The following is a 23775-nucleotide window of genomic DNA, read 5'->3' as shown; positions in this document are numbered from 1 at the left end:
CACACTTAGTCTAAGAAGAGTCTACTGCTACTACTGCTGGCTGGCCGCGATCGCCTGCTCCAGATCATACAATATATCGTCTATTGCTTCTGTCCCGACAGATAGGCGTAACAGCTCCGGTTTGACTCCGGCAGCAACCTGTTCTTCCTCATTCAACTGCTGGTGCGTTGTGCTTGCCGGATGAATAATCAAAGACTTGGAATCACCTACATTCGCCAAATGAGAAAATAGCTTTACATTCGCAATTAGCTTGCTTCCCGCCTGGCTTCCACCTTTAATACCAAAGGTCAGGATTGCTCCTTGTCCTTTCGGCAAATACTTTTGAGCTAATGCGTAGGACGGGTGGCTCGGCAACCCGGTGTAGCTTACCCACTCCACATCCTTGTGGCCTTCGAGATATTGCGCTACCTTCAAGGCATTTTGACTATGTCTTTCCAGCCGCAGATGAAGTGTCTCCAAGCCTTGAAGCAGCAGCCATGAATTGAACGGAGAAATGGCAGCTCCCAAGTCCCGTAGCAATTGCACCCGTGCCTTGATAATATATGCGATAGGTCCCACCGCCTCGGTGTAAACAACTCCGTGGTAGCTCGGGTCCGGCTCAGTCAGCCCCGGGAAACGACCATTCGCTTTCCAGTCAAACTTGCCGCTGTCCACGATCACCCCACCAATAGACGTACCATGTCCGCCAATAAACTTCGTTGCCGAATGCACGACAATGTCCGCTCCGTATTCAATAGGACGCAATAAGTAAGGACTTGGGAACGTGTTATCCACAATCAGCGGAATACCATATTCGTGCGCAATCGCCGCTACTGCTTCCACATCCAGCACATTGCCCTGTGGATTGCCAATCGTTTCGGCAAAGATGGCCTTCGTTTTATCCGTAATGGCATGGCGGAAATTCTCTGGATCATCCGAATCGACAAAATGCACCTTAATACCCAATTTGGGCAGTGTGGTAGAAAACAGATTATATGTACCGCCATACAGGCTGGAGGCTGATACAATTTCATCTCCAGCTCCCGCAATGTTCAGAATGGAGAAGGAAATCGCCGCCATTCCCGAAGCTGTGGCCAACGCGCCAGCCCCGCCTTCCAGTGCTGCAATCCGTTGCTCGAACACATCCGTGGTCGGATTCATCAGACGCGTATAAATGTTGCCGAATTCTTTCAGCGAGAACAAATCAGCCGCATGCTCGGCATCCCGAAATCCATATGAAGTGGTTTGGTACAACGGAACGGCGCGGGAAAAGGTAGTAGGATCAATCTCTTGTCCGGCATGGACAGCGAGAGTTTCGAATGACAGCTTGCGTTCTTCTGACATGATTATTTCCTCCCTTGTTATACGTGCTGTATGAATCGTCTCTTCCTGTATGCGTAGTCATGGATGATTTTTCAATTATTCTCGCACAAAAAGAACGATTTGGGAAGAAAATTCTCATTATTCAGGTAGGATATTATCATTTTATTTAAAGCATCAGGTTTCGGATCGAAAGGTTTTGCCCAAATGCTCACCCAGACCAAAATAATGGCGGAAATTATAGATGAGCGGACTCCACTTTGTCGGATCAATATGGTTCTCGCCGAGGATGATATCCTGATGAACATGCACCTGTATGGCTTGAGTTTCGACGATAGCAAAATAAGGAGAATGGTCAGGAATTCTTACATCCCTCACCTTGGCTTCAATTTGAATAGGGCACTCCCTAATTCGGGCAGGCTTGACCCTATTCGACTCAATCGAAGTGAGTCCGCTGATCTCATACTTATCTTTATGGTACATAAATCCATGTCCCTTTTTTTCCGCTGGAACAGGATTCTTACCTGTATAAGGAGCCAAACGTTCTACATTTTCCCACATGGAAGGTCCCGGAACATTGATTACACATTCGGGATGCCGCTCCATATTTTCTAATGCTTTGCCACCTGTTCCAATGCCTAGTACCACACAATCTCCTAATGCCCACGAGGAGGAAATCGGGCTAATATTGGTCGTTCCATCCTCATTCACCGTATTGAGTAAAATCACAGGGGTTCCGTAATATAAAATGCTAGGGTTAATCGTTTTAACGTCTGGGCTATGATTCATTCCATTCATCTGATTTATTGGGTTCATTATCTCTTCTCCTTCTATTCAGATCTACCTCCCTATTGTAAAATATAAATATTTCAACCTTCATCGAAGTATGGATTACAAAGGGGGATAACCGTGCCATGAGCACCAAGTCAAATGTAGCTATGATTGCTTCTCTTGTTAGCGAGCCTTCTCGTGCAGCTATACTCACCGCTTTATTAGACGGCAGGTTCCACACGGCAAGTGAATTGGCCCATATGGCAGGCATCAAACCGCAAACGGCCAGCTTCCATCTGGCTAAAATGACCGAGGCACACGTCGTTACTGTGGAAAAACAAGGGCGTCACCGTTACTATGGCATTCAAGACCCCGAAGTTGCCCGGGTGATGGAGTCATTTTTATCCATAGCTCCACCTGTTCCAATCAAGTCATTCAAACAAGCCTCCGAAAACGAGGCCATACGGTTGGCAAGAACTTGCTACGATCATGTTGCGGGTCAATTAGGCGTACAGCTCATGAATTTTTTCATGCAAAAGGGGATTCTTTCCGAGGATCAGGACGGGCTTCATATTACGGACCAAGGAGAGACTTTCTTCACTGACTTTCAGATTGACCTTACAAAAACAAGACAAAAGCGCCGCTCTTTCTCACATAAATGCCTGGATTGGAGTGAACGACGCCATCACCTTGCCGGTGCTTTAGGAAGTGCTATTCTGGACAGATTATTCGAATTACATTGGATCGAGCGTCTGCCTACAACCCGAGCGATACGTATTACAGCCGAGGGTAAAAGAGGTTTTAAAGAGATATTTTCGATAGAGGTCGACTAGATCATCAGAGTCCTTTTATTTTTCGCATTACCTCAAATCAAGCAGACTGTTTGAATTGGGCAATAGCAATGGCGGAGTCCTGAAAGTTAACTCCTGTCGTAGTAAGCAGGATAAATTAAGAAGCTTTCCCGCTCTGATCCGCCGCTTTTGCCCCATCTGCCGGAGAAGGTTGAATGGTATTATGAAAAAAAGGTAGCCACAGCCACATACGTCTCCTTTTCATAGTCAATGATGTGTATACATATGACTAATCCGCATATCAAGACTGTGCGTTTCCCCAGAGTAATGAAACAGGTGTGGGCTGGATGAAGCTGTTCATTGATCAACCTCTCTTGAAGAACTCTACCGTTTCGTTAAATGATTGCTGAGCCGAATGTACGTTATATCGGGGAGAGTACGGATCACTGAATCCGTGCTGTCCGCTGAATTTATGTACCCGGATATTACGGTTATCTAAAATTGAAATGAGCTCATCCACATTAAATGATGGTTCTTCCTGTGGGAAAAAAAGCAGTGTTGGACAATGTGGAGTTATTTCTAAATAATTCCTAATACGAGAGCCATAGTATCCTACAATTCCATCAACATACTTTTCTTTACTACACAGCCAGGCAACCGTTGCCCCTATGCTAAAGCCGACGATAAATACCTTTTTATAGCGAGCTCGAATACTTAATAATAAACTTTCGATATGATAGAAAGAGCGTTCAAATCCTATATTTTCTATAAAATTGGTATAGGCACTTTCCTCTTGCGAATAGTCATAAGGCGTTTCTTTGCCTAGTAAATTTGGACAAATGACATCATAACCCTGATCTGATAATAGGCTACAAAAATTTTGTATATGCTTGTTAATCCCATAAATCTCATGCAGTACAACAATTAGGGTGCTCGACTTTTTATCTATGCTTATCATATTGTCCCCCTAACCAGTTTTGAATATGGGAAAATAATTCATCCGGATACGCGTATTTATACTTAGCTGCCACTTCCGAGGATAATCGTTTGAACAACTTTAAGGATACGACCAATGCTTCCCAACTATGATTGGGATCGTATTTCCCAAAAGATTTCTTCAAATCAGTAACAACATCTTGATCAGCCCATTCATTCATGAATTTCCCTGCATGCCAAGTATCATATTCCGATCCATGTACAGCTTTTGCATGCCACTCTATCATTTGCAGCAATAATTGTTTACAGTCCATATCTCTTTGCTTAGCTACCCACAGATCATTACGCAAAATTTGTTTAGCCACATATAGAGAGGCGAAGCAATACATGTTAACAACCTGTAGATAAGCACCTTCAGATATTAGAGGAGTATCCGGGATCGTTGTGGTTTGAGAAATGATTTGATTTCCATTCCCCGTCTTATCGAGCAGCATCCTGACCCCCCGCTGAAATCCTTCAGGAATACGTCCATTTTTGATTATATGATCCAGATCAGAAATATGACGGAATAGAAAATCAACCTCAGCCCCTTGGTCAAAGAGAACGAGTTTTTCCGGATCCCCTTTTGCCGTTCGAAACATAAAGCTGGTCCAAACTTTGCCGATGTTTAGTAACCATTGATCATTTTGAAGATAGTAATCTGGATTCGTTGAAAAGACGACTACATCCAAGTCAGAAAACTCATCAAAAGGCTTGTCCTCTCTTGCCCGGGACCCAACGATATAAACCGCAATAATTTCCTCATTAGAGATTCCCCATTCGGATATACGCTCCTCAAGCACTTCGTAAGCATTATTCATTACAATATATCCTCCTTTTTTAGAAAACATTATATCCAATCCAATAATTACGGTATATATTTTTAGTTAACATTCAAAGGAATGCTGCCTGATATACACCATTCATCAAATCAATTTCCCAATCTTCATCCTGTGATATAATTCTTTCAATATTACAGTTTGGAAGGATGGTGCAGATGTCGGAGCAGCGAGTATACATCCGGTTCTCTGAGGAGACGGACGCCGCAGAGTTGGCAGCAATGTACAAGCGCAATCGAGAATTCTTTGAGAAGTTTTCGCCAAACAACCAAGAGAAGTACTATACGGAGGAGCACCAGCTCCAGACGATTATTAAAAGCAAGGCCGACATGATGGAAGACCGGAAATATTCCTTCGTGGTATGCCACAAGGAGGACGACCGGATTATAGGCAGCATAAGCCTATCTTTTGTGGTGAGAGGACCGCTTCAGAGCTGTATGATCGGATACAGTCTAGACCAAGCATATAACGGAAAGGGTTATACGACGGAGGCGGTGAAGCAAGTGGTTCACTATGCCTTCGATGAGCTAAAGTTTCACCGGATCTTCGGGGAAGCCTCTCCCCAGAATCCAGGATCCATACGTGTGCTTGAGAAGGCTGGCTTTCACAAAGAAGGCATCTCTCGAAGCAACGTAAAGATCAACGGAAAATGGGAGGATCACCAGGTTTTGGCGATTATAAATCCATCTGAGGATATCTAGTTTTTCAGAGTGAACAATCATTTAACCATTGTAGGTGGTAGATAAAAGTACCAAATTTCAATATTCTTATTATTGTAATTGAATTTCGGGAAATTCCAAGGAGGTTATTATGAAGTATCAATCCATCAAACTGAATGAAAAGTTATCTAAGTTTAGTGATCATTGGTCTCCGAAAGTTATTGGTGAAATGAATGACTATCAATTTAAATTGGTGAAAATAGTTGGGGATTTTGTATGGCATGATCATCAGGATACCGACGAGGTCTTTATTGTACTTGAAGGTGAGATGTTCATTGATTTTAGAGATGGACGGGTACAAGTTTCTCAGGGAGAGATGTTTATTGTACCTAAGGGGGTCGAACATAAACCTTTCGCCCATGAGGAGTGCCATATCATGCTAGTAGAGCCGAGGGGAGTGGTAAATACTGGAGGATCAGAGTCAGAATTAACGGCAGCCAATGATACTTGGATTTGAATATATAGCAATAATTAGAAGTGAACAAGAAAAATTGAAGCTGATCGGAGATGGGGCGTATGCACTCCGTAGCTGTCTATTATTGCATTAAGCAACGGGCAGGGGGGATAGTTAAAAAAAATTTCGAGAAAGGAAGAGTATAGTGGATGATAAGAAACGCAGAATTTAAGAATAGTTATGCAGGATGGCGAGAAGTAGAAATAAAGGATTCCTCTCTAGGCATTACATTTCCCATGATGGTAATGTATCCAACGAACGAACCCGAACAAATAGAGCGATTGGGTCCATACCAGTTAGAGTTGGCGAGAGAGGCAGGGCCATCGGAAGGAAGGTTCCCTTTGGTTATCATCTCTCACGGTACTGGCAGTACACCGCTTGTGTATCGGATTTTGGCGCAGTATTTAGCACGTAATGGTTTTATTGTCGGCATTCCAGAGCATCCATTTAACAATCGAAATGATAATAGTCTGGAAGGGACTGCCCAGAATCTTATCTATAGACCTAGACATCTTAATATGGCCACCGATTGGTTTTTCGATAGTATGCTTTTCAAGGACAATTTGATACAGAATGCTGTGTCGCTCATTGGACATTCCATGGGTGGTTATACGGTATTAGCAGCGGCAGGTGGCGTGCCGACTTCTTTTCCTCACGAGACCTCGGACGGAAAGCCCCAGCTTATAGAGGTTACACCAGATTACCGAGTAAAATGCCTCGTTTTACTAGCGCCAGCGTCGGTCTGGTTTCGAGCTGAAGATAGCTTGCGTACGGTTAATCTACCTATCTTAATGATGGATGCAGAGAAGGATCAGTACACTCCTTCTTTACACGCGCGTATAATATTGGATGGCGTGCTGGACCCTAAGAAGGTACAATACAAAACAGTAAAAAACGCCGGACATTTCTCCTTTCTGAGTCCCTTCCCGAAATCGATGAGGACTCCAGCCTTTCTCCCATCGCAAGACCCTCCCGGCTTTGATCGCGAACATTTCCATAGGGGACTTAATGCTGACATATTGGATTTTCTATATGCTCATACACGTTAGTTGGATGACAACAGCGGCTGTCTAAGACTTTATCTTTCAAGTCTTGGTCCGCCGCTGTTTGATTTTTTGTTCAGTCTAAAGCTTTATTTCCACTGGATATTTTACAGAAACTGTGTTCTTTTGGCTGGGCTCTCTCAGTGCATGATTTCTCTCTTATTCACCTTAACACCTGATAAGGATTGATCAAACATATCGAGAATAAAAAGGAACCTCTCAGCTTCACGAAATACATGATCGGCTAATAAAGGATGGATAATGCTTTTTATTCGGCACTCGTCGATTAAATCACGCGCTGTTTTCTTAAAATCACGCAAGGACTTCACAGAGACACGGTTCTCATCAACAAATTGACTCAGGAGTGGAACGGTTTGTGACTGTGGTCGCATATGACTTAGGTCAATCGCTTGAAACATTAGCATATCAAAATCATTACTAAACTCCCTAGCTTGTTCAACCAGTTTACGTTCGGATGGATCAAGTAAATGGCCTATAAATTTTGCGTGATCGGCCATGATTTTTAAGAAAAATACATTTTCGTCCATAATAGCATCAGGTAAGGGTTCAAGTGTTCCTGAATTCAGTTCTCCTAAACGGTTTCTGAAATAATTTGCTTCCCGACTTACGTGATCTACCAGTAAAGGAAAATTGGTTTGTCCAGGAAGCTTGCATTGTAATATAAGGCCCAGTACCATCCTCTTAAATGCCCAAATATTCGTCGCCGCATTCTGAACTTCCGTATTAAACTCTTTGATTGTATAAGGATCTGTCTTGTTATTAAATTCATGCGACCTTTTCTCGATATCCTCGAAAATAGCGTAAAACTGATTGGCTTCTGTTTTAAGTTGAGTATCTTCCGCTCTAAAACCTAACCCCAGAAAAAAGGAATGCTCCTTCATAATCCTGGACCAAAATCGTATTTCATCTAATGAGCGTGAAACGAATGCATCCAATCATATCCCTCCTCTATGTGAGCAAAAAAGCACTTACTTAGTCATATGGGATATGCCTTGTCATTATGAATGATGAAGTTCCAAATCTCATACAAATCTAATTTTGAAGTTGAGCTATTGTGACTCGTAACTCTGTTGCCTTATTTATGTACCTGAAATATTTCTTCATACTGGCTAATGACCGTCAAAGTTATTAGATCTTTTAGAGTTTTCTCCTTTTTATACTTTCGACGACCTAGGTTCCCCTGAAACAAATTAAATTCCATAATAATACTCATATTTGAATTTATATCATTTAATGTTTGGACAATTCTCCCATTCTAGTTCTATAATTCACTTGTTATTACATATATTTAGGAGGAAGTCATGAAGAATATTATATTCAAAAAACTAGGAACAATAGTGTTAGCCCTTCTCATTGGAGTTTCGGTATTCTCCTTGTTCCCTACCGTTACAAAAGCAGAAACTACAAATGTGACTTGGTCAAATGGGTCATTGGATAACACTCTCACGAAAATCAATGAAGCTGACAAAGCATCTATAGGAAAAACCACAGGTAAATGGTATTGGGAGATCACTATAAAAGATACATGGGTTGAGTCCGCAGTTGCCATAGGAATTACTGGAGAGACAGGTACATTACCTTCATCCTCTTGGGATAGAATAGCAGCCTATGGTTTCACTCCTGAATTATTTGTTAAAACGAAAAACACATCAGACAGAATTCAAAGAACCAATTATGGTAGTAAGTTCGGCAACAAAGACGTGATTGGAGTAGCTCTAGATTTAGACAACGATAAGATCACATGGTATAAAAATGGGGTGTCTCAAGGATTAAGCATTGCTAAACCTTCGGATCTTGCTGGATTGCAAGTTTTTCCATTGATTATAAATGGTACAACATCAGAAAAAACACTTACTGCTAATTTCGGAGCAAGCGATTTTAAATATCCGATTCCTGAAGGATTTTTACCTTATCAAGATTCGGGTACATCTACAACACCTGATCCATCTACAAAGCCTGACCCGTCTACAACACCGGATCCATCCACTAAGCCCGATCCGTCTACTACACCGGATCCATCCACTAAGCCCGATCCGTCTACTACACCTGATCCATCTACAAAGCCTGACCCGTCTACTACACCGGATCCGTCCACTAAGCCCGATCCGTCGGATACAGATGGGGCCTCCCAACCAACTGGTGACCGCGCCATTCTGACTGTAACGATGGACAATGGATTTGATAAAGAATTCGATTTGAGTAAAAAAGAACTCAATGCCTTCATCGCATGGTATGACGCTAAAGATGCTGGTAGAGGTGCTTCTTTCTTTGCCATTGACAAACATAATAACAACAAAGGTCCATTCAGCAATCGCAAAGACTACGTAATCTTCAACAAAATTCTCACATTTGAAGTAAGCGAATATTCAACGAAATAAACATATGAAGGGCTTCATGTCGGCTAACATGCCGATGAAGTCCTTCTTTACATTTACTCTAATCTCGAGATCACGCCTAAACTGCTATACTGGACGATACATTTTTTCTAGACTAAAAGTTTGCAAATCGTTTTTTAAACAAAAAAAGCACGGTTTCCAAAAAGCCTGGAAGCTGTGCTTTGCTTATTTATTCAACCCTAATATTCGATAATAAAGGTAACAAGATAAAATGAGCAACTACCTCAACCGATGAGGACACTCACAGGAGAATTCGTCATGTTAAAAAAAGCTCTATTCATTGCTCTACTTTCTGTAGCTCTAACAGCTTGTGGAAGCAATTTCAAAGAAGCAACGACAAGGTCTGGGTCTTCAAGTACATCCTTTGCTACTGAACAAACAGCAAGCAATGAAAATACTGCTCAGCAAGCTTCTACAAATCAGGTCACAGATAAACAATATTTATTTGCTGAATTCATGAAAGATGGAACCCCCATGTTAACAGAAGATCAAGCTTCTATGGAACAAACGTCTTATGACTTCATTGCTAAAAACAGTGACTTATTTCCTTCCACAGATAAAAGCAAAGTCATTAATCTAGTAGACAAATCCGTAACAACAAAACACTTAAATAAAAATTTGAACTTATACTTAAACAAATTTGTAAAAATAAGCGGCGATGTAATAGATATAGAAGAAGATAACATTCCTATAGGAACAACGGCTATCGTTTATATTAGTGATGAAAATGATAATACAGTAATGGCAGTTTATCCGGGAGCAAGTGGGGAAATTTTTGAAGGAGACGTTGCTACAGTTATTGGAGTTCCTATCGCTAATTTTTCATATGAAAATGTTTCAGGTGGCTATACGAATACTACACTGTTAGCAGCTTCTTTTCTCACGAAAGAAAATCAATAAATTTTAATCAAGTAAGCCCTTAAGCGAGTATTCAACTAAATACACAACGAGAGGGACTCTATCCGGCTAAATAAAGTGATTAGGAAATTGTTCAAATGCAAAAAGCTCTGCCGACCCATAAGGTTAGCAGAGCTTTTTATCTAATCTAATTTCGGACAGAATGAAAGAAGGTCGTTCAACTTGATTGATGGGTCATTATCATACAATTCTTTTCGCAAAATTAAACCCAACATGATTTAAGGATGATAACCAAGAGGATATAGAGCACCAAAATAGCCGCTGTAGAAGTCCACACACCGCAAACAGCTGCACCTGCACATCCGCTCATAGCTTTAGCCCTCCTTTATTTGTCTTCATCTTAATATATGTGTAAATATGTTTTATGACCGGGCATTCAGGTAAACATAAAAAGCACTCCATTTACGCATGCCAACGGAATATTAGGATACTTTCCGATCGCGTGCTGATATCTTTGTTAATATGGAAGATGAGATATACACCGCGAAAAAGCCATGCTTAATAGTTCCTGATTGTAAATCTGATACTTACGGTTTTGATCCAACACCCAATTTGCAAATCCTACAGCTTTAGTGTAGCAATTATAATCATAGGGATTAATTTTAAACTCAAGAATATTCAGCATCATCTGATTCTCTTCATCTGATAATTCCAAGCCCAACTGGCTAAACTGTCTTTGTCGAATTCTCCGAGCGGTGTCGTCTTGTATGGCTCTGTGCTGAATGGACACTTGTCCTTTATGTTGACGATAATACAATAAGCTTATAGGGAGGTTTGCTATTTGTACCTGAGAGGCTAATCGGTTCCACAGTTCGTAGTCTTCGGCATGAGGATAACTACTATCATATTGAATGTTTAGCCGATGTATCATGCTATTGCGTAATATTGTAGCAGGATGGCAGATACAGCAATGAAATAACAACCATGTTCTAATTTCTTCATGACTAGCCGGATTCACCTTAAGTGCCCCTCCACTAGAAGTAGTAAAAGCAGCACCACATACATCAATTAAGGGATTTTGATCCATGAATGATATTTGCACATCCAATCGATCTGGCGTAGAAATATCATCGCTATCCATACGAACGATATATTCACCAGTTGCCCTATTGAATCCCTCGTTTAAAGTAGCAACCAAACCTTGATTGGTACTATGGAATATTTTAACCACTCTAGGATCTGTTATCTGTGAAATAACAAAAGCGGATCCATCTGTTGAGCCATCATCAATAATAATCAATTCAAAATCGGAATAGGTTTGAGCTAATATACTGTGGATTGCTTCCCAAACAAAGGACACAGTGTTATAAACTGGAAGTATAACTGAAGCTCGTGGCACAAGAAGTTCCCTCCATTCTACATTTTAAAATTAGAAAATATTATTTTGCATAAAAGCCAACTTCCCTATTTTTCTCGAAAACTATTTCTTCGAATGTTCATGCTCCAAGTATATGTATTGAAATATATTTTGAGGCGGCTTCTCGGTAAAAAAAGCTTTCCATAGCCACCCTTTGGGGTATTTATAGAAAGCTAATCTGCTTTGCAGCGTCTATAGCGCTCACTTAAAATTTTTCAGGAAACTGTTTGACAATGCCTTCTGTCAGAATGTCCGCTAAATGAATCATATGGATCTCGTTTTTGTCGGTTGGAATGGAATATATGATAGAAGTATTCATGGGCTTGTTTGCACTAATTCTTATATTATATCCTTTCAAAGTACTGGTACGATGGTTATTAGAATTCTTAAATTTTAAAAATGTCGTCACTTCCTTTATTACTTTTGGCACGCTTGCTTTGTCGTATCTAATATTTATTACAGTTAGATCACAATCAATAGAGGATATATTAAAAGGAGCTTCGATTGCCATACCTGTTTTTGTACTATACTTAGTAATTGATCTTCAAAAAAATAATAAAGAGAAGGAAACTGCATTACCCACTACTCCATAAAACAGTAAAGATACCCTGACGCTTTAAGTAAGTGAGTAATCAAATAAAGACTCTTATGGCAATATATTAGCAGAGTCCTTTCATTTACTCTAAATTCACATTGATCACGGAAAAATAAGATTAGTTAATCTTAATAGCTATTCGGTGATCGGTGTGTTGAATCTAAAAGTAAACAATCCCCGCTGACCAAGTATGGTTAGCGGGGATTGTTTAGTTGTTTTTGAGTTGTTGTTTACGATTATCTTTTACTGTGGTTTTCAGGCTCGCGACGTTTTAAACCTGCCAAGCCAATTAATCCCAACAGGCCAAGCCACCCCCAATTATTATTATTATCGTTATCATTATTATTAGTAGTAGTTAGCATTTGTGTTCTACCATTGTCGTTTGTGGCCATATTGTTTTGACTGTTTTCAGCAAATGCTACTGCCGCTCCAAAGCTTGAAATCATTAATGCAACAACAGCCATTATCTTCATTTTTTTCAACATACCTAAACCACTCCTTTAAATTTGTGTTTGCAATCAATTTTTTAATGTATTTAGCATGCCAATTGAACTTATTTCTTATACACACATTAAATCTTCACTACTGGGAATCATAAATTCGTACATCATTAAAATTAAAAAGGAGTGGTTTTTATAATGGGTATCCTAAGCGGGAATCCAAAAGACGAGCCCATGCATTACGGAGAAGTTTATAGTGTATGGCAGTTTTCAGCGTTAGCGAAAGGCAGCGTTTCATTTTACCAAGCATGTTTAAACCACGCAGGAGACAAAGAACTCAAAAAAATACTGGATGATCTTATTGATCAAGCTAAACTGGAAATCCAAGAATGCGACGCAATGCTTACTGATAATGGGATTGCCCCAGCTCCTATTTTGCCTGAAAGACCCCCTGTGAAACTTGAGGATATCCCGGTTGGTGCAAGGTTTACTGATCCCGAAATCGCAGCTAAAATCGCATTAGATACCTCTGTAGGATTGACATCTTGCAGCCAAGCTATGGGTCAATCCATTAGAGAAGACATCGGGGCTTTATTTGCGAAATATCATCTAACTAAAACTGCTTTGGGAGTTCGTATTTTAAAAATGAATAAAGAAAAGGGTTGGCTAATACCTCCCCCTCTTCAATTAAAAAGACCTGAACCAGTTAAAGCCTAAATTTCCAGTACGATTCCTCAACATACTGTTCCCCTTAGATTGTTCAACAAAAATCCCCGCCGACCAGTTAAGGTTAGCGGGGATTGGTTTTGTTACGTTTAAGCACCTCCGATGGTAACGTAAGGCTGAATACTATTGTGGTGGTTAAGGGCTTGATCCGGCACAGTAACAATAAACAAAAAGCTACATCCACACCTTTTCCATAAAATTTAAAAATGCTGCTTTGGTTTCAGGAGTCGCATAATCCCGAAAATGTAAAAACAAACCCAAACAGTTTATAAAACAAGTCTCATTATTTAGTGTATGATAACTTACTAATGAATACATCAAATGTTTAAAACCATCAATGTAAGAACCTCGATGTAAATAATAATAAGATAACTCGTAACCAAACCACGCGATATAATCCGGTATCACTTGTTGGGTATACATATCATCTGATGATAGTTGCTGTTGTGCAAAAGCATTTATTTCGGCTTCAAATTGCTGAAGTATACCTTCTACATCTATACTATATTGGTTTGCTGAAATTATAACATTCAACAGTTTTGAGATTTTCTCATTCTCGTTAGTGGCGGATGTTGCTGCAATATATTCAACATAATCTTGAAGCACACTTATATCTCCTGACAACAGTTTATATACGTAAGTATTACCTTCTGCCCAACTTTTGAACAAGCTAATCCAGTGTTGAGTATCGTCGTCAGTCTCTTTAACTGAGACCAGAGGAATACAAGCATTTAGGAAGTTGGCAGAGCAATCGTCAACAACAAAGAAATTTATAAAATTATGCTACTCAAGTCTCAAGACCTATTCACCAAATAAATTTAAAATTGAATAGATTGTTTTACAATTAACATTAATATGCGGCGAATGGGAACTTAATCGACCATGAAGAGGTCAGTTGTTCTCTATTCAGACATGTTACAAAAGAAAAGCACGTTAAATTACTCAGTCGGAGGAATCACTATTTTGAGAAAGCTATCATTATTCTTTATTTCCATTATCATGTTGGGTGCAATGTTGTCCGCTTGTTCTGCCATTACATCCACCGTGGATCAAGCGACTACAGGCGTTACGTCCGGCGAGAGCAAAGAAATCGAAAAATACAATGCGTATGTGAGGCTGAATAACTTGATGACAGGCAGAATCAATGAGGTTCTGGTTCATTATTTCGAGAAGTTCGGAGTTGATACACAGCCTGTAATCGAGAAGAACTTCAGCTTCATCATGCTTGGCGTTGCTGAAACTGAGCGGGAAGTTATTGATAAAGCGAACGGCTATACCGCAAGCCAACCTGCTTTTGCGAACGCAGACCCCGTAGTGATCAAACTGACACCGGTCATCAATGATCTGTTGTCCGTCCTGGACGAAATGAAAGCCTACTATGATACAAAAGGCTACGTGGATGATGACTTCGCAAAAGGAAAACAGCTGCATACCAAGCTGGTAAGTGCCAATCTCGCTTACGAGACTGTCTCCAAACAATACTTCACGGCTATGCAAAAATTGGGTAACGAGCAGCGTCTGGCTGAACTGCAAAAACTCAAGGATTCAGACCAGCGGATCAGGTATAATGCCTTGAAGTTCATGATAGATGCCGAGGCTACGGCCATTGAAATGGATGAGCAGGGTATCACCGCCAACAATGTGCTGCAGCTTGATATGACGAAGTTTAAAGCCAAATACGACATTATGACCGCAGATCTGAGTGCGCTCATGACAATCTCAAAAGACAAGAATCGAGTTCAAAAAGAAGGGATTAACAGCTTCAGTATCAGGAACTATGTTGATTCAGCCACTGAGGCAAAAGCGGCTGCTTCGAAAATTATTGAACGCATCAATAAGAAGGAACCTGTATCTGATTCTGACCTGAACGGCCAGTTCCTGAACACTACGGATGGCACACCTGAGAATTTCAATTATAAGCTAAGCAAGGCAGTCGAACGATATAATGAAATAAATTAAGCGTATCTAACGATAGGGGCTGCGAAAACAAATACGGAGTTCCGGTAACGAACAAGCTCTGCTAACCATAAGGTTAGCAGAGCTTTTGCTTTAAAATCCTCCAATGGTAACTTGAGGGTGAATGCTATGATGGTGGTTAAAAGCTTATCCGGCACATTAACAATAAGATTTAAAAATGCTGCTTTAATTTCTGGAACCGCATAATCCTGAAAGTGTAAAAATAACCAACCTTACTTCTCAAAGCTGGTATTCATCCGAAGAACGTTCAAGAGCAACTTGGACATTCGTCTATCAATCAATGTAACTCTGGATACCTATTCACATGTTCTTCCCAACCTCCAAGAGGCGGTGTTAAAAAACATTGGCGATTCAATTACAGGTGAGAGTATTAGCACTGAAAAGCCCACTTTACTAGATTAAAGGTTAGAAAAATGGTAGAAAAATGCTCACTCCAACAAAAAAACGCGTCCTCCAAAAAGCTTGGAAGCCGCGCTGTGCTTGAGTTGATAGCTATGCTGGTGAAGGGAATTGAACCCCCGGCCTACGCATTACGAGTGCGTTTAATCTCCGCTATCGTCCCGAAACCTAGACGCAGCCTATGACGAACATTCAGACGATGACCTACGGATTGTACGAAGCCCTACGGTTTGGTATTTTAATACATAGCGATTATACCACGGGGATATTGCCGGAGCAAACCAGCGATAATAAGCGTAACTTCTAGTAACATCCTATTATAGTCTTTATATTAGATGTTGTTTGGTGTATACTTGTTATTGTTAATTTATCAATAGTTTAGGAGCAACTGTATGGACCCACACCCTCCCTCTGAACTTAAACCTGATAGCTGTGATGCAATTCTGGACACGGTTAAAACTGTATATAATGAAGAAATTGACAGATTTAAACAAGTGGAAACTAAAACGGGTATCACATTAGGTTTTGTAGGTGTTATTTTAGGCGTCTTTATATCCTATGTTGGAGCCTCAAAAATTCAATTAAATGTCGTTTCCTACGTTGTATTTAGTTACTTTTTCAAACTCACTATTATAGGTTTGCTAACTGTAAGTTCTATCAAATTAATTAATGCTATAAAAGTAGGAAGCTTTCAACAAGTAGATATAAACAATATAGTAGACGCAGAGTTCGCAAAAGATAATCCCGCGGATGTTAAATACTCAATTGCAGCCACTTATCAAGAGACTATTACTCAAAATGAAGAGAAAATTGATAAAAAGAACGATAACTACAGCGTTGGACTTAACCTAATGACGTACGGTTTCGTATTGTTTATTATCTATATAATCCTAGAGGAGATCATCAAAAATGCCAAATAAAGACTCCAGAAGCAAGTATACAAATAATTCTACTGATGTGCCAAAGAGTAGAGGAACGAAACCTGTAAAACGTGATGCTTTCTCTCAACCTAATAACGGAACTACCAAGAGAACAACCACTAACCCACCTAATAAGAAGTAAACGAAGAAAAAGCGCCCGCCCACGGATCACAACCGTAGACGAGCGCTTTATAATTTCCGGAAGTTTATTTTGATACGCCGATTTCTCACGCACCAGATTCCGGGCCGGCGCGCAGGGGCCTTGGGGGTACGGCCCTCGCAATCTCCGCACAAAAATACGCTTATTCATTCGCTTTCGATAGCGTAAATAAGCGTTAATTCCGATCGGACACACGCAGCCATACGTACCACCCGATCGCCTTTTATGCAGCGGATATTCACGTACATATGCACAAAATCCATATTATGCGAACAAGTCTGCGCTCGGAAGCTGCGTCGTTATGCGGTTCCTATCGCGATGCATAAACGTACCGTATGCACCGTATATACATTACCAGCGTATAAATCGTATAAACCCCGTAGCTACGCGGCTTTGCGCTCCGCCCGGCCACTCACCCGCTGGTAACGTATGCAGTGAAATACGCTGGTTCTCACGTTCGTTATACACTGCGTATGCAGCCGAAACGTATGGCGGATTTACGCTATACCCGAAAGTTTCCGTAGCTATAAAACTGCGAGACTCCGCGCTCCTACTAGCCTCTTAGCTATTGGCACGCTTTCGTATCAGAAAAATTCCGAAGGGGTCACGCGTCAGGAGGCTCGTGTAGGTAAATTCGCTATAAAGTACACTTTTGGGACGCAATAATTAGCCGCTAATGCCCTATATACCGCTGATATAACGCCATTTCACCCGATTTCGCATACGGTATGAATCCGAACCGACTCGCAGTTTAAATAAGGCCGAACATTCGGCATCTCTCCGTAAGTTCATCCGCTGAAAGCACCGACCAATCTACCGCACTCCTATGTCGTCGACGTATTGCGGATATGAATCCTCGGTGTACCCTCTCGTACTCTTTATTAAAGTCTTCGCGCTGTCGCCAACGGTACAATGTCCGCCTATCAACTCCGCATAGAGACGCGATTTCATCCATCGTGTCATGTACGCCCTTGCGCGCCAGCATTTCGATTGCAAGCCTATGACGCTCGTCAAGCGGTGGCCGTGTGCGTCTTTTACGCTTCTTACTCGTCATTGTAACGCAACTCCTTCTCTATGTAAAAAAAGAGCGAGCCGCAGCCCGCCCGTTATTAAATCCGATCCAACACGATATAACGTTGTCCCGCGCCAAACGACGCAACGGCCACGCGGTCGCCCGCCTTGAGCGTATCGTGAAACGTAATCTCGAACTCGCCGGACGTGAATGACCCGAAGTTGAATACGTCGCTGAACGCCTTCGAGCTAGCAGGCGCAGACGACTCCGTTTCCTTTGTTACGCGCGTGTATCGGTTGAGTTCTAGCGTAGTAGGCGCCACCGCCTTAACGGACACTTTCCGCGTATGTTCCCGTAAATGTTCCGGAACAATTACGTCGTCTCCGTCGAGCTCGATCTTCATATTATCGACTTGAACGCGGAGAGCTGGCGGAGGTGCGATGATCGTCGCGTATTCGATATCAACTTCTACGTTGTATCCGAGTTGCTTAATAACGTCGCGGAATTGCGATACGCCATTACCTTCGGTTAATTTAATCATTGACCTGTTCTCCTTCCTTTCGTTAGATAGCGAGACGGCGCGCTAACATACTTGCGAACCGATCGACGTCCATGTCGCTATTAATCGTGACGTTCTGTATAACGATGGACGGAGCATTACCACCCTTTCCGCATTGCTGATCGCGCCATTCGGACGCTTCGTGCTTCGTGAGGACTGTTTCATCCCGATGGAGACGCGCAGGATAATCGTTATATGGGACGCGGTCGAGCCCACCCGCATGACCATTCGCATTCGGACGTTCGACTTGAATAACGCCGTTTCCGCCAAAAGCCTCCGGCATACCAAGCGAGAAGTTCCCGGACAATACCTGCGCCGCGTCAGAATTTTTGAACTCCTGCCATTTCTTATACGCGTACTCGATCGCAGAAGCCACCGCATCAATCGCCGTTTCCATGAACTTCAGAATCGGCTTAACGGTTTCCCACGCAGTCTTAAATGATTCTCCGAGCGTCGGAAGCATTGGCCGCACAACATTGTCTATGAGGAACGTAATCCCTTTCGCGAGGTATCCGACGAGCTTAGCTGCGATTGGAAATACCGTGTTGAAGATGTCCAGAACGGTCGGCAATACCGCAACCACGACCTCGCCGATCGCCTTAATGGCCGATTGGACCAACGTAAATACCGGCTGCATAAACGTCCAAGCCGATTGGAGAGCACTCGATATCTGCGGAAAGTAGCTTTTAAATATGCCGACTACGTTCGTGACCCCGTTTACGAGTGCGGTCCATGTCGCTTGTGCGGTCGGAAGCAACGATTTAACTCCGTTCATAACGGCTTGACCGACGGGAGCCAGCACAGTCATGACGCTGGTAAACGTAGACTTAATCGCGTTTCCCCACGCTTTGGCTTGATCGGAGTCTAACCAGTTGTTTAATTTTACGGCAAGCTCGGACCCTTTATTTGCGAGTGCGGCGATCATCGGCATTGTCGGAAGTAATGCAGAAATTCTTAAAGTTTCCAGTGCTCCTTCGAATTGTTCTACCGCACCGGCTGCGTTGTTCATTTTCTCTTTTGAAACTTGAAGCGCAGTGACGTTGCTCATCTGACGCTGAAATTCCTTGACGCCTTCGGAACCCGCCTTATACAACGTAGTTGCGGCCTTCACACCATCCGTACCATACATGTCCAGCAGCGTAGCCGTTCGATCCTGTTCCGACATCTTACCGAGCGTTTTTTGCAGAACGTCAGCCACGCCCGCTAGGTCCTTGATCTTACCCTTTTCGAAGAACTTATTTGCCTTGCCGACGCCAATGCCGAGGTCTTCGAACAGTCGTGCGGCCTTCTTTGTCTGCGGCTGCAAAGACATCAGCATAGACTTGTAAGAGGTACCGGCATCCGACCCGGATTTCAACCCGTCATTGGACATGAGGCCGATCGCGGTATTAAAGTCTTTGAACGATACCCCTACCATGTCCGCAACGCCGCCCGCACTCGCGAGAGCATATCCGAGACTTCTTACGTCAGTTGCCCCGGAATTGGCAGTACCCGCGAGAATATCCGCAGCTTGTGCCGCTGTAAGCCCGTCCTTCTTAAACGCGTTCAGCGACGTTGCCATTGTCTCCGCAGCTTCCGTGAGTTCCAAGCCGCCAGCCGTTGCGAGGTTCAGCGCTGCGTTAAGACCGCCCGCTTGGACTTGCGCGGTGGACATTCCCGCCTTCAAAAGCTCCTCGATCGCTTTTGCTGACTCAAGTGCTGAATATTTAGTAGCCATTCCCTGCTCCAGCGCGAGTTGTTGCATCTGCTTCATTTGTGCATCTGTAGAACCCGTTAAAGCTTTAATCGTGGACATTTGCTCCTCAAAATCCATTGCTTTTTTAACGGAATCTCCCGCAACGGCGACAGCAGAAACGGCAGACCCAAGAAGCCCCGCCGCCGCTCCGAACTTAACCATTCCGCCCATTGCCCGGTTCAGCTTACCGGACATTTCATCCTTCAGGCGCAGATAACCCGTGATATCAAATGCTATGACGGATCACCCACTCCCGATAACGATCGAGCACACGCAGCAACTTACGCAGCGAGTCGTGTACGGATAGCCTCTGACGCATTGCATTTCGACCGCGATCCACAGCCTCGTCCGCTTTCTCTAGTGCATCCGAAAGACGACGCATGTGATAGCCGACAGTTTTAATCGGGTGAATACCGGAATCCTCAAACTGCGTGGCTATCTCCGTCCACGTTGCGTACTGCTCCGTATGGCTTGTTCTAAAGCCGTAGTTACCCGGCCGCGTATACGTAATGATCTCCGCGAGTAAGTTCGCGATCGGGACTACGCGCTCAAAACCCGTTGTAATATTATCCGACATACTACTCCCCCTATCGTTGTTGCGCCGCCTTCGCTTCCCTCTCAAACTGAAGCATCATCGACGCGTACATAAACATCCGGTGTCGTCGTTCCTTGGCGTAGACTTCGTCGGGCGGAATGCCGTGACGCTGAAAGATTTCATGAAGCAACGCAGACTCCCCGCCCGACTTGATTAGTTTTTTGCTTCGTCAATCAGCTTCGCATCGTCCACGAATCCGGACAGTTTAAGCAACGCCTGTACGACACGGGATTGTTCGCCGGGCAGTAGCGCCTTTTTAACGACATCGGCTGCGTCAGACGCCTCGTAGTGATCCCTCAACGCCTTATCGTTAAGGTCCGGATCAGCTACGGCTTTAACGATGAGTAGACGGTTAAATAGCGACTCATCGACCCCTCCGTCCTTGCCCGTCGTTGCCTGTGCGCGAGCTTTTTCGAGCGTATCCTCGTCTAGTGCTTTGACGATGAAGTCCGTACCCAAACGCGGAATATACACGCCTTCCTGTAAATCCGTAGTTGCTCCGAGTAATGCTTCAAGTCTGCTTGTCATATAATCAGCCTCCGTATGTTTTTGTCGGAATTAAAAAGAGGCCCCGAAGGACCTCTGTGATATCGCTATCTACTTACGCAGTCAGCCCTTTGATACGGGCGTGCGCCTTCTCTTGTTGGAACTCCAGCGTATACTCTCCGACGATGATACCGGACTGATAATCGCCTTTGACGCCGAGGTACGTATGACCAAAGGAGCGGTCGCCGAGTGGTCGAATCTTAATCCGATTCGCGTCAATAAACAGAATCTCGTCCGGCTTCAGATTATCGTTGAGCACGACCTGGAACGTACCGAAGTCATTAATGAGGTGGTCGACCTTCTGGCCGCGACTATTCTCCGCCTGCGTCAATCTAATATTCGTAAATGCCATGTCACTAATTGCGCGCTTCTGCACGGCAGGAACAACGAGCGTATAGCCTGCGCTTCCTGTGGCAAAACCGCCCGCATTGTAGACTTCTTGCGCCACGTCATCGAGTAGCTTTTTCGTAACAGGGCCGCCTGCGGTCGTTACGTTGGTCTCGATGAAGCTACGGATACCGCGCATTGTGCGTCTATTGCCGTTGTCCGACTTTCTACCGCCGATAATCGCCTTTTCCAACTGGAGCGCGAGTTCAATTTGCTTCTTCGCTTTCTCATAACTGTACAATCCTGACGCCCCGATTCCGTACTGCGCTACCGCTTCCGCAGACCCGGTAATGCTCACCGTATCCTCGAAGATTTGCGTCACGTTGTCGACCTTGAGACGTTCTTTAAAGCGGGCCTCCCGTGCGTCTGCACCTTCCAGACTATCGCCGTACAACGATTCTATCGGAGAGTCCTTTGTAATCGCGGCGGCAGTTGTTCCGTTGTAACCACGAACGACCGTGACTTTATTTGCGATGGTATCGACGGTCTGAATCAATACGAGTTCATCTCCAATTTCCGCAATGGTGCGCGGTCGGAAGGGCTCGGTGCTGGCGACCTTAATCTCCGTTGCGTCCACAGCAGCGGCAGCAGTTACCGTCGTTCGTGTCGCAAACATCGCGTCCTCGTACCATGCGTGTGTGATTGATGTGACTGGCTGGCCGAATCCGAGTAAATTCAGCATCGGCGTTTGTGTTGGGTTAAGCAGCAAAATTTCATCGGCTACAGATTCGCGCTTACCTACCAAGTCAGTTGTATAAATTGTCATAATAAATTCCCCCTATTAATTTTGTAATTTAAGTTTACTTTTGAGTTCCATATACTCAACCATGTCTTCCGGACGCCCGGTACGCTTAGCCTTTTCCGCTGCTGTCGCAAGTCGCTGTTCACTCGTCTTTTCGGCTCGCTCACCATAATTGGGCGCAAACGGGCCTCCTATAGTACGCGGTTCTTTTGGTTTAGCGGCTGAAGTAAACGCGGTCAGGATTTCATCAATCCCCTGCGCTTGCCCTGCGTCATCAAACGTTACAGCAGAAAGATTTACAATACCCGCCAGTGCGTCCGGATCGTCAATACCTGCTGCCTTTGCCTTGCGATACCACGCATTGCCGACACGCTGGCTATGTAGCTCCGATGTCAGCGATTCGAGGCGCTGTGTGAGTTCCGCCCGTTCATCCTCCCACGTTGGCTCTTGCGTTTGTTCTTCCGGAATATCCGGATTTGTTACGTCTTCCATGTATACCGCTCCTTTACCATTTAAATTTCATGTGCCTGAACCACGTAAAACCTCGCGGCGTCATCAACCGCTTCACTGCCGGAGTAATCACCGTACCCACCTCCTTCACGCTGCTTGTACGTCCGCCGCCGCAGGCTTACCGCCTCTGCCCTCCGTTAGCACGTAACTCACGTGCAAGCCGACCGGCACTTCCGCCGTATCGAACGATTCGCAGTCGGATAGATGGAAGAATACGCGATCCTCACCAGACGAGATGAACCCGTAGCCCCGATCGCTAAAGTACGAGACTACGCCGGATTTACGCTTTACTCTCGCCGGTTCAGCCGACTTCCTCCGACTGATACCGAGTGACGGGCCGATGTTGGCGATCTCTTCACCCGTACCGATGCCGCCTGTCCACGTCTTTGAGTTGATAAATCTACTCACGCTGATTCCTCCCCCTCAAACTCTTTAACAAACTGGTCTACTGCTCCATTGACGTTTGACACAACGGCAACCGGATATTTCCCGAAAAGGTGCCGCCGATCTTGTACCTCGAAGTACCCGGACCATAGCGCATCGACGGCGCTTTCTAGCAGTGTCTTCTCTGCATTAACAGGCCAAGTCCCTGTCAGTGTATCAATGCCGGACGCGTCGTAAATCTTAACGACATCCTGGCCGCCCTCTTGCTTATGGATAACTTGCGTACATTGATCGCTCATTTCCGTTTCTCCTTCCGCTTTCTTTTTCTCCGTTCCTCTTCCGCGATCATAGGTGCAGCGAATCGAATCCATGCGCGGGATACGGAGTCACCGAATGTAACATTTATACCGTCAGCGAACGTTACGACCGTGTGATACTGCGGATTCACGTTTACGACCTCCTCGGAAATTAGTTCGATAGCCGCGCCCTTTTAGAACGTAGAGAC

Annotated in this window: 27 protein-coding genes, 1 tRNA gene and 2 pseudogenes; 9 read left to right on the top strand and 21 right to left on the bottom strand. The window is 43.7% G+C overall.

Annotated features, from left to right (window positions below; genetic code table 11):
* Positions 1 to 30 precede the first annotated feature (30 nt).
* Complete coding sequence (locus MKX46_RS18195; protein WP_165148041.1) at positions 31 to 1323, bottom strand: homocysteine synthase; 1293 nt, start codon at positions 1321 to 1323, stop codon at positions 31 to 33.
* A gap of 153 nt (positions 1324 to 1476) precedes the next feature.
* Positions 1477 to 2115 (bottom strand): flavin reductase family protein, encoded by a 639-nt coding sequence (locus MKX46_RS18190; RefSeq protein ID WP_049816915.1) that lies wholly within the window; start codon positions 2113 to 2115, stop codon positions 1477 to 1479.
* Between the two features lie 98 nt (positions 2116 to 2213).
* Between MKX46_RS18190 and MKX46_RS18185 the strand changes: the two genes are divergently transcribed.
* The gene (locus tag MKX46_RS18185; RefSeq protein ID WP_029516008.1) at positions 2214 to 2903 is read left to right on the top strand and encodes an ArsR/SmtB family transcription factor; all 690 of its coding nucleotides are present in this window, start codon (positions 2214 to 2216) and stop codon (positions 2901 to 2903) included.
* A 322-nt stretch (positions 2904 to 3225) separates the two neighbouring features.
* Here MKX46_RS18185 and MKX46_RS18180 read toward each other — a convergent pair whose 3' ends face one another.
* Both MKX46_RS18180 and MKX46_RS18175 read right to left on the bottom strand, forming a co-directional pair.
* Positions 3226 to 3819, bottom strand: coding sequence for a dienelactone hydrolase family protein (locus MKX46_RS18180; RefSeq protein WP_029516009.1), 594 nt, complete (start codon positions 3817 to 3819; stop codon positions 3226 to 3228).
* The gene (locus tag MKX46_RS18175) at positions 3803 to 4657 is read right to left on the bottom strand and encodes an aminoglycoside 6-adenylyltransferase (RefSeq protein WP_029516010.1); all 855 of its coding nucleotides are present in this window, start codon (positions 4655 to 4657) and stop codon (positions 3803 to 3805) included. The genes MKX46_RS18180 and MKX46_RS18175 overlap by 17 nt, the downstream gene beginning before the upstream one ends.
* Before the next feature lie 176 nt (positions 4658 to 4833).
* Between MKX46_RS18175 and MKX46_RS18170 the strand changes: the two genes are divergently transcribed.
* The 3 genes from MKX46_RS18170 (at position 4834) to MKX46_RS18160 (ending at position 6897) form a co-directional block, all read left to right on the top strand.
* Positions 4834 to 5376 (top strand): GNAT family N-acetyltransferase, encoded by a 543-nt coding sequence (locus MKX46_RS18170; RefSeq protein ID WP_080658582.1) that lies wholly within the window; start codon positions 4834 to 4836, stop codon positions 5374 to 5376.
* A gap of 109 nt (positions 5377 to 5485) precedes the next feature.
* Positions 5486 to 5851: a cupin domain-containing protein gene (locus MKX46_RS18165; protein ID WP_029516012.1), complete on the top strand. Its 366-nt coding sequence runs from the start codon at positions 5486 to 5488 to the stop codon at positions 5849 to 5851.
* 146 nt (positions 5852 to 5997) lie between these two features.
* Positions 5998 to 6897: an alpha/beta hydrolase family protein gene (locus MKX46_RS18160; RefSeq protein WP_029516013.1), complete on the top strand. Its 900-nt coding sequence runs from the start codon at positions 5998 to 6000 to the stop codon at positions 6895 to 6897.
* A gap of 134 nt (positions 6898 to 7031) precedes the next feature.
* Here the strand turns inward: MKX46_RS18160 and MKX46_RS18155 are convergent, their stop codons facing one another.
* A complete protein-coding gene (locus MKX46_RS18155; RefSeq protein ID WP_029516014.1) occupies positions 7032 to 7847 on the bottom strand; it encodes a DUF2935 domain-containing protein in 816 nt (271 codons plus the stop codon).
* A gap of 366 nt (positions 7848 to 8213) precedes the next feature.
* On the opposite strand from MKX46_RS18155, the gene MKX46_RS18150 reads away from it, so the two are divergent.
* Together MKX46_RS18150 and MKX46_RS18145 are read left to right on the top strand one after the other, a co-directional pair.
* Complete coding sequence (locus MKX46_RS18150; RefSeq protein WP_341071591.1) at positions 8214 to 9290, top strand: SPRY domain-containing protein; 1077 nt, start codon at positions 8214 to 8216, stop codon at positions 9288 to 9290.
* A 276-nt stretch (positions 9291 to 9566) separates the two neighbouring features.
* On the top strand, positions 9567 to 10208 hold the full coding sequence (locus MKX46_RS18145) for a hypothetical protein (RefSeq protein WP_341071590.1): 642 nt from the start codon (positions 9567 to 9569) through the stop codon (positions 10206 to 10208).
* Positions 10209 to 10428: 220 nt separating this feature from the next.
* On the opposite strand, the gene MKX46_RS18140 is transcribed toward MKX46_RS18145, so the two are convergent.
* The 4 genes and pseudogenes from MKX46_RS18140 to MKX46_RS18125 all read right to left on the bottom strand — a co-directional run bounded on the left by MKX46_RS18140 (position 10429) and on the right by MKX46_RS18125 (position 12663).
* Positions 10429 to 10536 (bottom strand): hypothetical protein, encoded by a 108-nt coding sequence (locus MKX46_RS18140; protein WP_023986758.1) that lies wholly within the window; start codon positions 10534 to 10536, stop codon positions 10429 to 10431.
* 147 nt (positions 10537 to 10683) lie between these two features.
* Positions 10684 to 11565: a glycosyltransferase family 2 protein gene (locus MKX46_RS18135; RefSeq protein ID WP_029516018.1), complete on the bottom strand. Its 882-nt coding sequence runs from the start codon at positions 11563 to 11565 to the stop codon at positions 10684 to 10686.
* 223 nt (positions 11566 to 11788) lie between these two features.
* A pseudogene (locus MKX46_RS18130) lies at positions 11789 to 11872 on the bottom strand (glycosyltransferase); the annotation flags it as partial.
* A gap of 542 nt (positions 11873 to 12414) precedes the next feature.
* Positions 12415 to 12663 carry a WGxxGxxG family protein gene (locus tag MKX46_RS18125; RefSeq protein ID WP_340931250.1) on the bottom strand — a complete coding sequence of 83 codons (249 nt, stop codon included), beginning with the start codon at positions 12661 to 12663 and terminating at the stop codon, positions 12415 to 12417.
* A 153-nt stretch (positions 12664 to 12816) separates the two neighbouring features.
* On the opposite strand from MKX46_RS18125, the gene MKX46_RS18120 reads away from it, so the two are divergent.
* Positions 12817 to 13335, top strand: a complete 519-nt coding sequence (locus MKX46_RS18120; protein WP_029516021.1) for a DUF3231 family protein — start codon at positions 12817 to 12819, stop codon at positions 13333 to 13335.
* A 183-nt stretch (positions 13336 to 13518) separates the two neighbouring features.
* Here MKX46_RS18120 and MKX46_RS18115 read toward each other — a convergent pair.
* Positions 13519 to 14052 (bottom strand): annotated as a pseudogene (locus tag MKX46_RS18115) (transcriptional regulator); the annotation flags it as partial.
* 255 nt (positions 14053 to 14307) lie between these two features.
* Here MKX46_RS18115 and MKX46_RS18110 point away from each other — a divergent pair.
* Positions 14308 to 15303: a YiiG family protein gene (locus MKX46_RS18110; RefSeq protein WP_341071589.1), complete on the top strand. Its 996-nt coding sequence runs from the start codon at positions 14308 to 14310 to the stop codon at positions 15301 to 15303.
* 516 nt (positions 15304 to 15819) lie between these two features.
* On the opposite strand, the gene MKX46_RS18100 is transcribed toward MKX46_RS18110, so the two are convergent.
* Positions 15820 to 15877, bottom strand: a tRNA-OTHER gene (locus tag MKX46_RS18100).
* A gap of 235 nt (positions 15878 to 16112) precedes the next feature.
* On the opposite strand from MKX46_RS18100, the gene MKX46_RS18095 reads away from it, so the two are divergent.
* Complete coding sequence (locus MKX46_RS18095; RefSeq protein ID WP_208332390.1) at positions 16113 to 16640, top strand: hypothetical protein; 528 nt, start codon at positions 16113 to 16115, stop codon at positions 16638 to 16640.
* A gap of 911 nt (positions 16641 to 17551) precedes the next feature.
* On the opposite strand, the gene MKX46_RS18090 is transcribed toward MKX46_RS18095, so the two are convergent.
* The 10 genes from MKX46_RS18090 to MKX46_RS18050 all read right to left on the bottom strand — a co-directional run bounded on the left by MKX46_RS18090 (position 17552) and on the right by MKX46_RS18050 (position 23718).
* Positions 17552 to 17854, bottom strand: coding sequence for a phBC6A51 family helix-turn-helix protein (locus MKX46_RS18090; RefSeq protein WP_341071587.1), 303 nt, complete (start codon positions 17852 to 17854; stop codon positions 17552 to 17554).
* A gap of 55 nt (positions 17855 to 17909) precedes the next feature.
* Positions 17910 to 18353, bottom strand: a complete 444-nt coding sequence (locus MKX46_RS18085) for a DUF2577 domain-containing protein (protein ID WP_341071586.1) — start codon at positions 18351 to 18353, stop codon at positions 17910 to 17912.
* Positions 18354 to 18375: 22 nt separating this feature from the next.
* The gene (locus tag MKX46_RS18080; protein WP_341071585.1) at positions 18376 to 20301 is read right to left on the bottom strand and encodes a phage tail tape measure protein; all 1926 of its coding nucleotides are present in this window, start codon (positions 20299 to 20301) and stop codon (positions 18376 to 18378) included.
* A gap of 31 nt (positions 20302 to 20332) precedes the next feature.
* Positions 20333 to 20683 carry a hypothetical protein gene (locus MKX46_RS18075; protein ID WP_341071584.1) on the bottom strand — a complete coding sequence of 117 codons (351 nt, stop codon included), beginning with the start codon at positions 20681 to 20683 and terminating at the stop codon, positions 20333 to 20335.
* A 171-nt stretch (positions 20684 to 20854) separates the two neighbouring features.
* A complete protein-coding gene (locus MKX46_RS18070; RefSeq protein ID WP_341071583.1) occupies positions 20855 to 21229 on the bottom strand; it encodes a phage tail assembly chaperone in 375 nt (124 codons plus the stop codon).
* 73 nt (positions 21230 to 21302) lie between these two features.
* A complete protein-coding gene (locus MKX46_RS18065; RefSeq protein WP_341071582.1) occupies positions 21303 to 22400 on the bottom strand; it encodes an SU10 major capsid protein in 1098 nt (365 codons plus the stop codon).
* Between the two features lie 15 nt (positions 22401 to 22415).
* Positions 22416 to 22868, bottom strand: a complete 453-nt coding sequence (locus MKX46_RS18060; RefSeq protein WP_341071581.1) for a hypothetical protein — start codon at positions 22866 to 22868, stop codon at positions 22416 to 22418.
* A gap of 105 nt (positions 22869 to 22973) precedes the next feature.
* Positions 22974 to 23294, bottom strand: a complete 321-nt coding sequence (locus tag MKX46_RS25610) for a cold-shock protein (protein WP_445671742.1) — start codon at positions 23292 to 23294, stop codon at positions 22974 to 22976.
* A complete protein-coding gene (locus MKX46_RS18055) occupies positions 23291 to 23569 on the bottom strand; it encodes a hypothetical protein (protein ID WP_341071580.1) in 279 nt (92 codons plus the stop codon). The genes MKX46_RS25610 and MKX46_RS18055 overlap by 4 nt, the downstream gene beginning before the upstream one ends.
* Positions 23566 to 23718 (bottom strand): hypothetical protein, encoded by a 153-nt coding sequence (locus tag MKX46_RS18050; protein ID WP_341071579.1) that lies wholly within the window; start codon positions 23716 to 23718, stop codon positions 23566 to 23568. Before MKX46_RS18050 ends, MKX46_RS18055 begins: the two co-directional genes overlap by 4 nt.
* Positions 23719 to 23775 lie beyond the last annotated feature (57 nt).

The sequence above is a fragment of the Paenibacillus sp. FSL P4-0113 genome, assembly GCF_038009305.1.
GTDB classification, from domain to species: Bacteria; Bacillota; Bacilli; order Paenibacillales; family Paenibacillaceae; genus Paenibacillus; species Paenibacillus polymyxa_D.
This window is presented reverse-complemented; position numbering and strand designations above follow the sequence as displayed.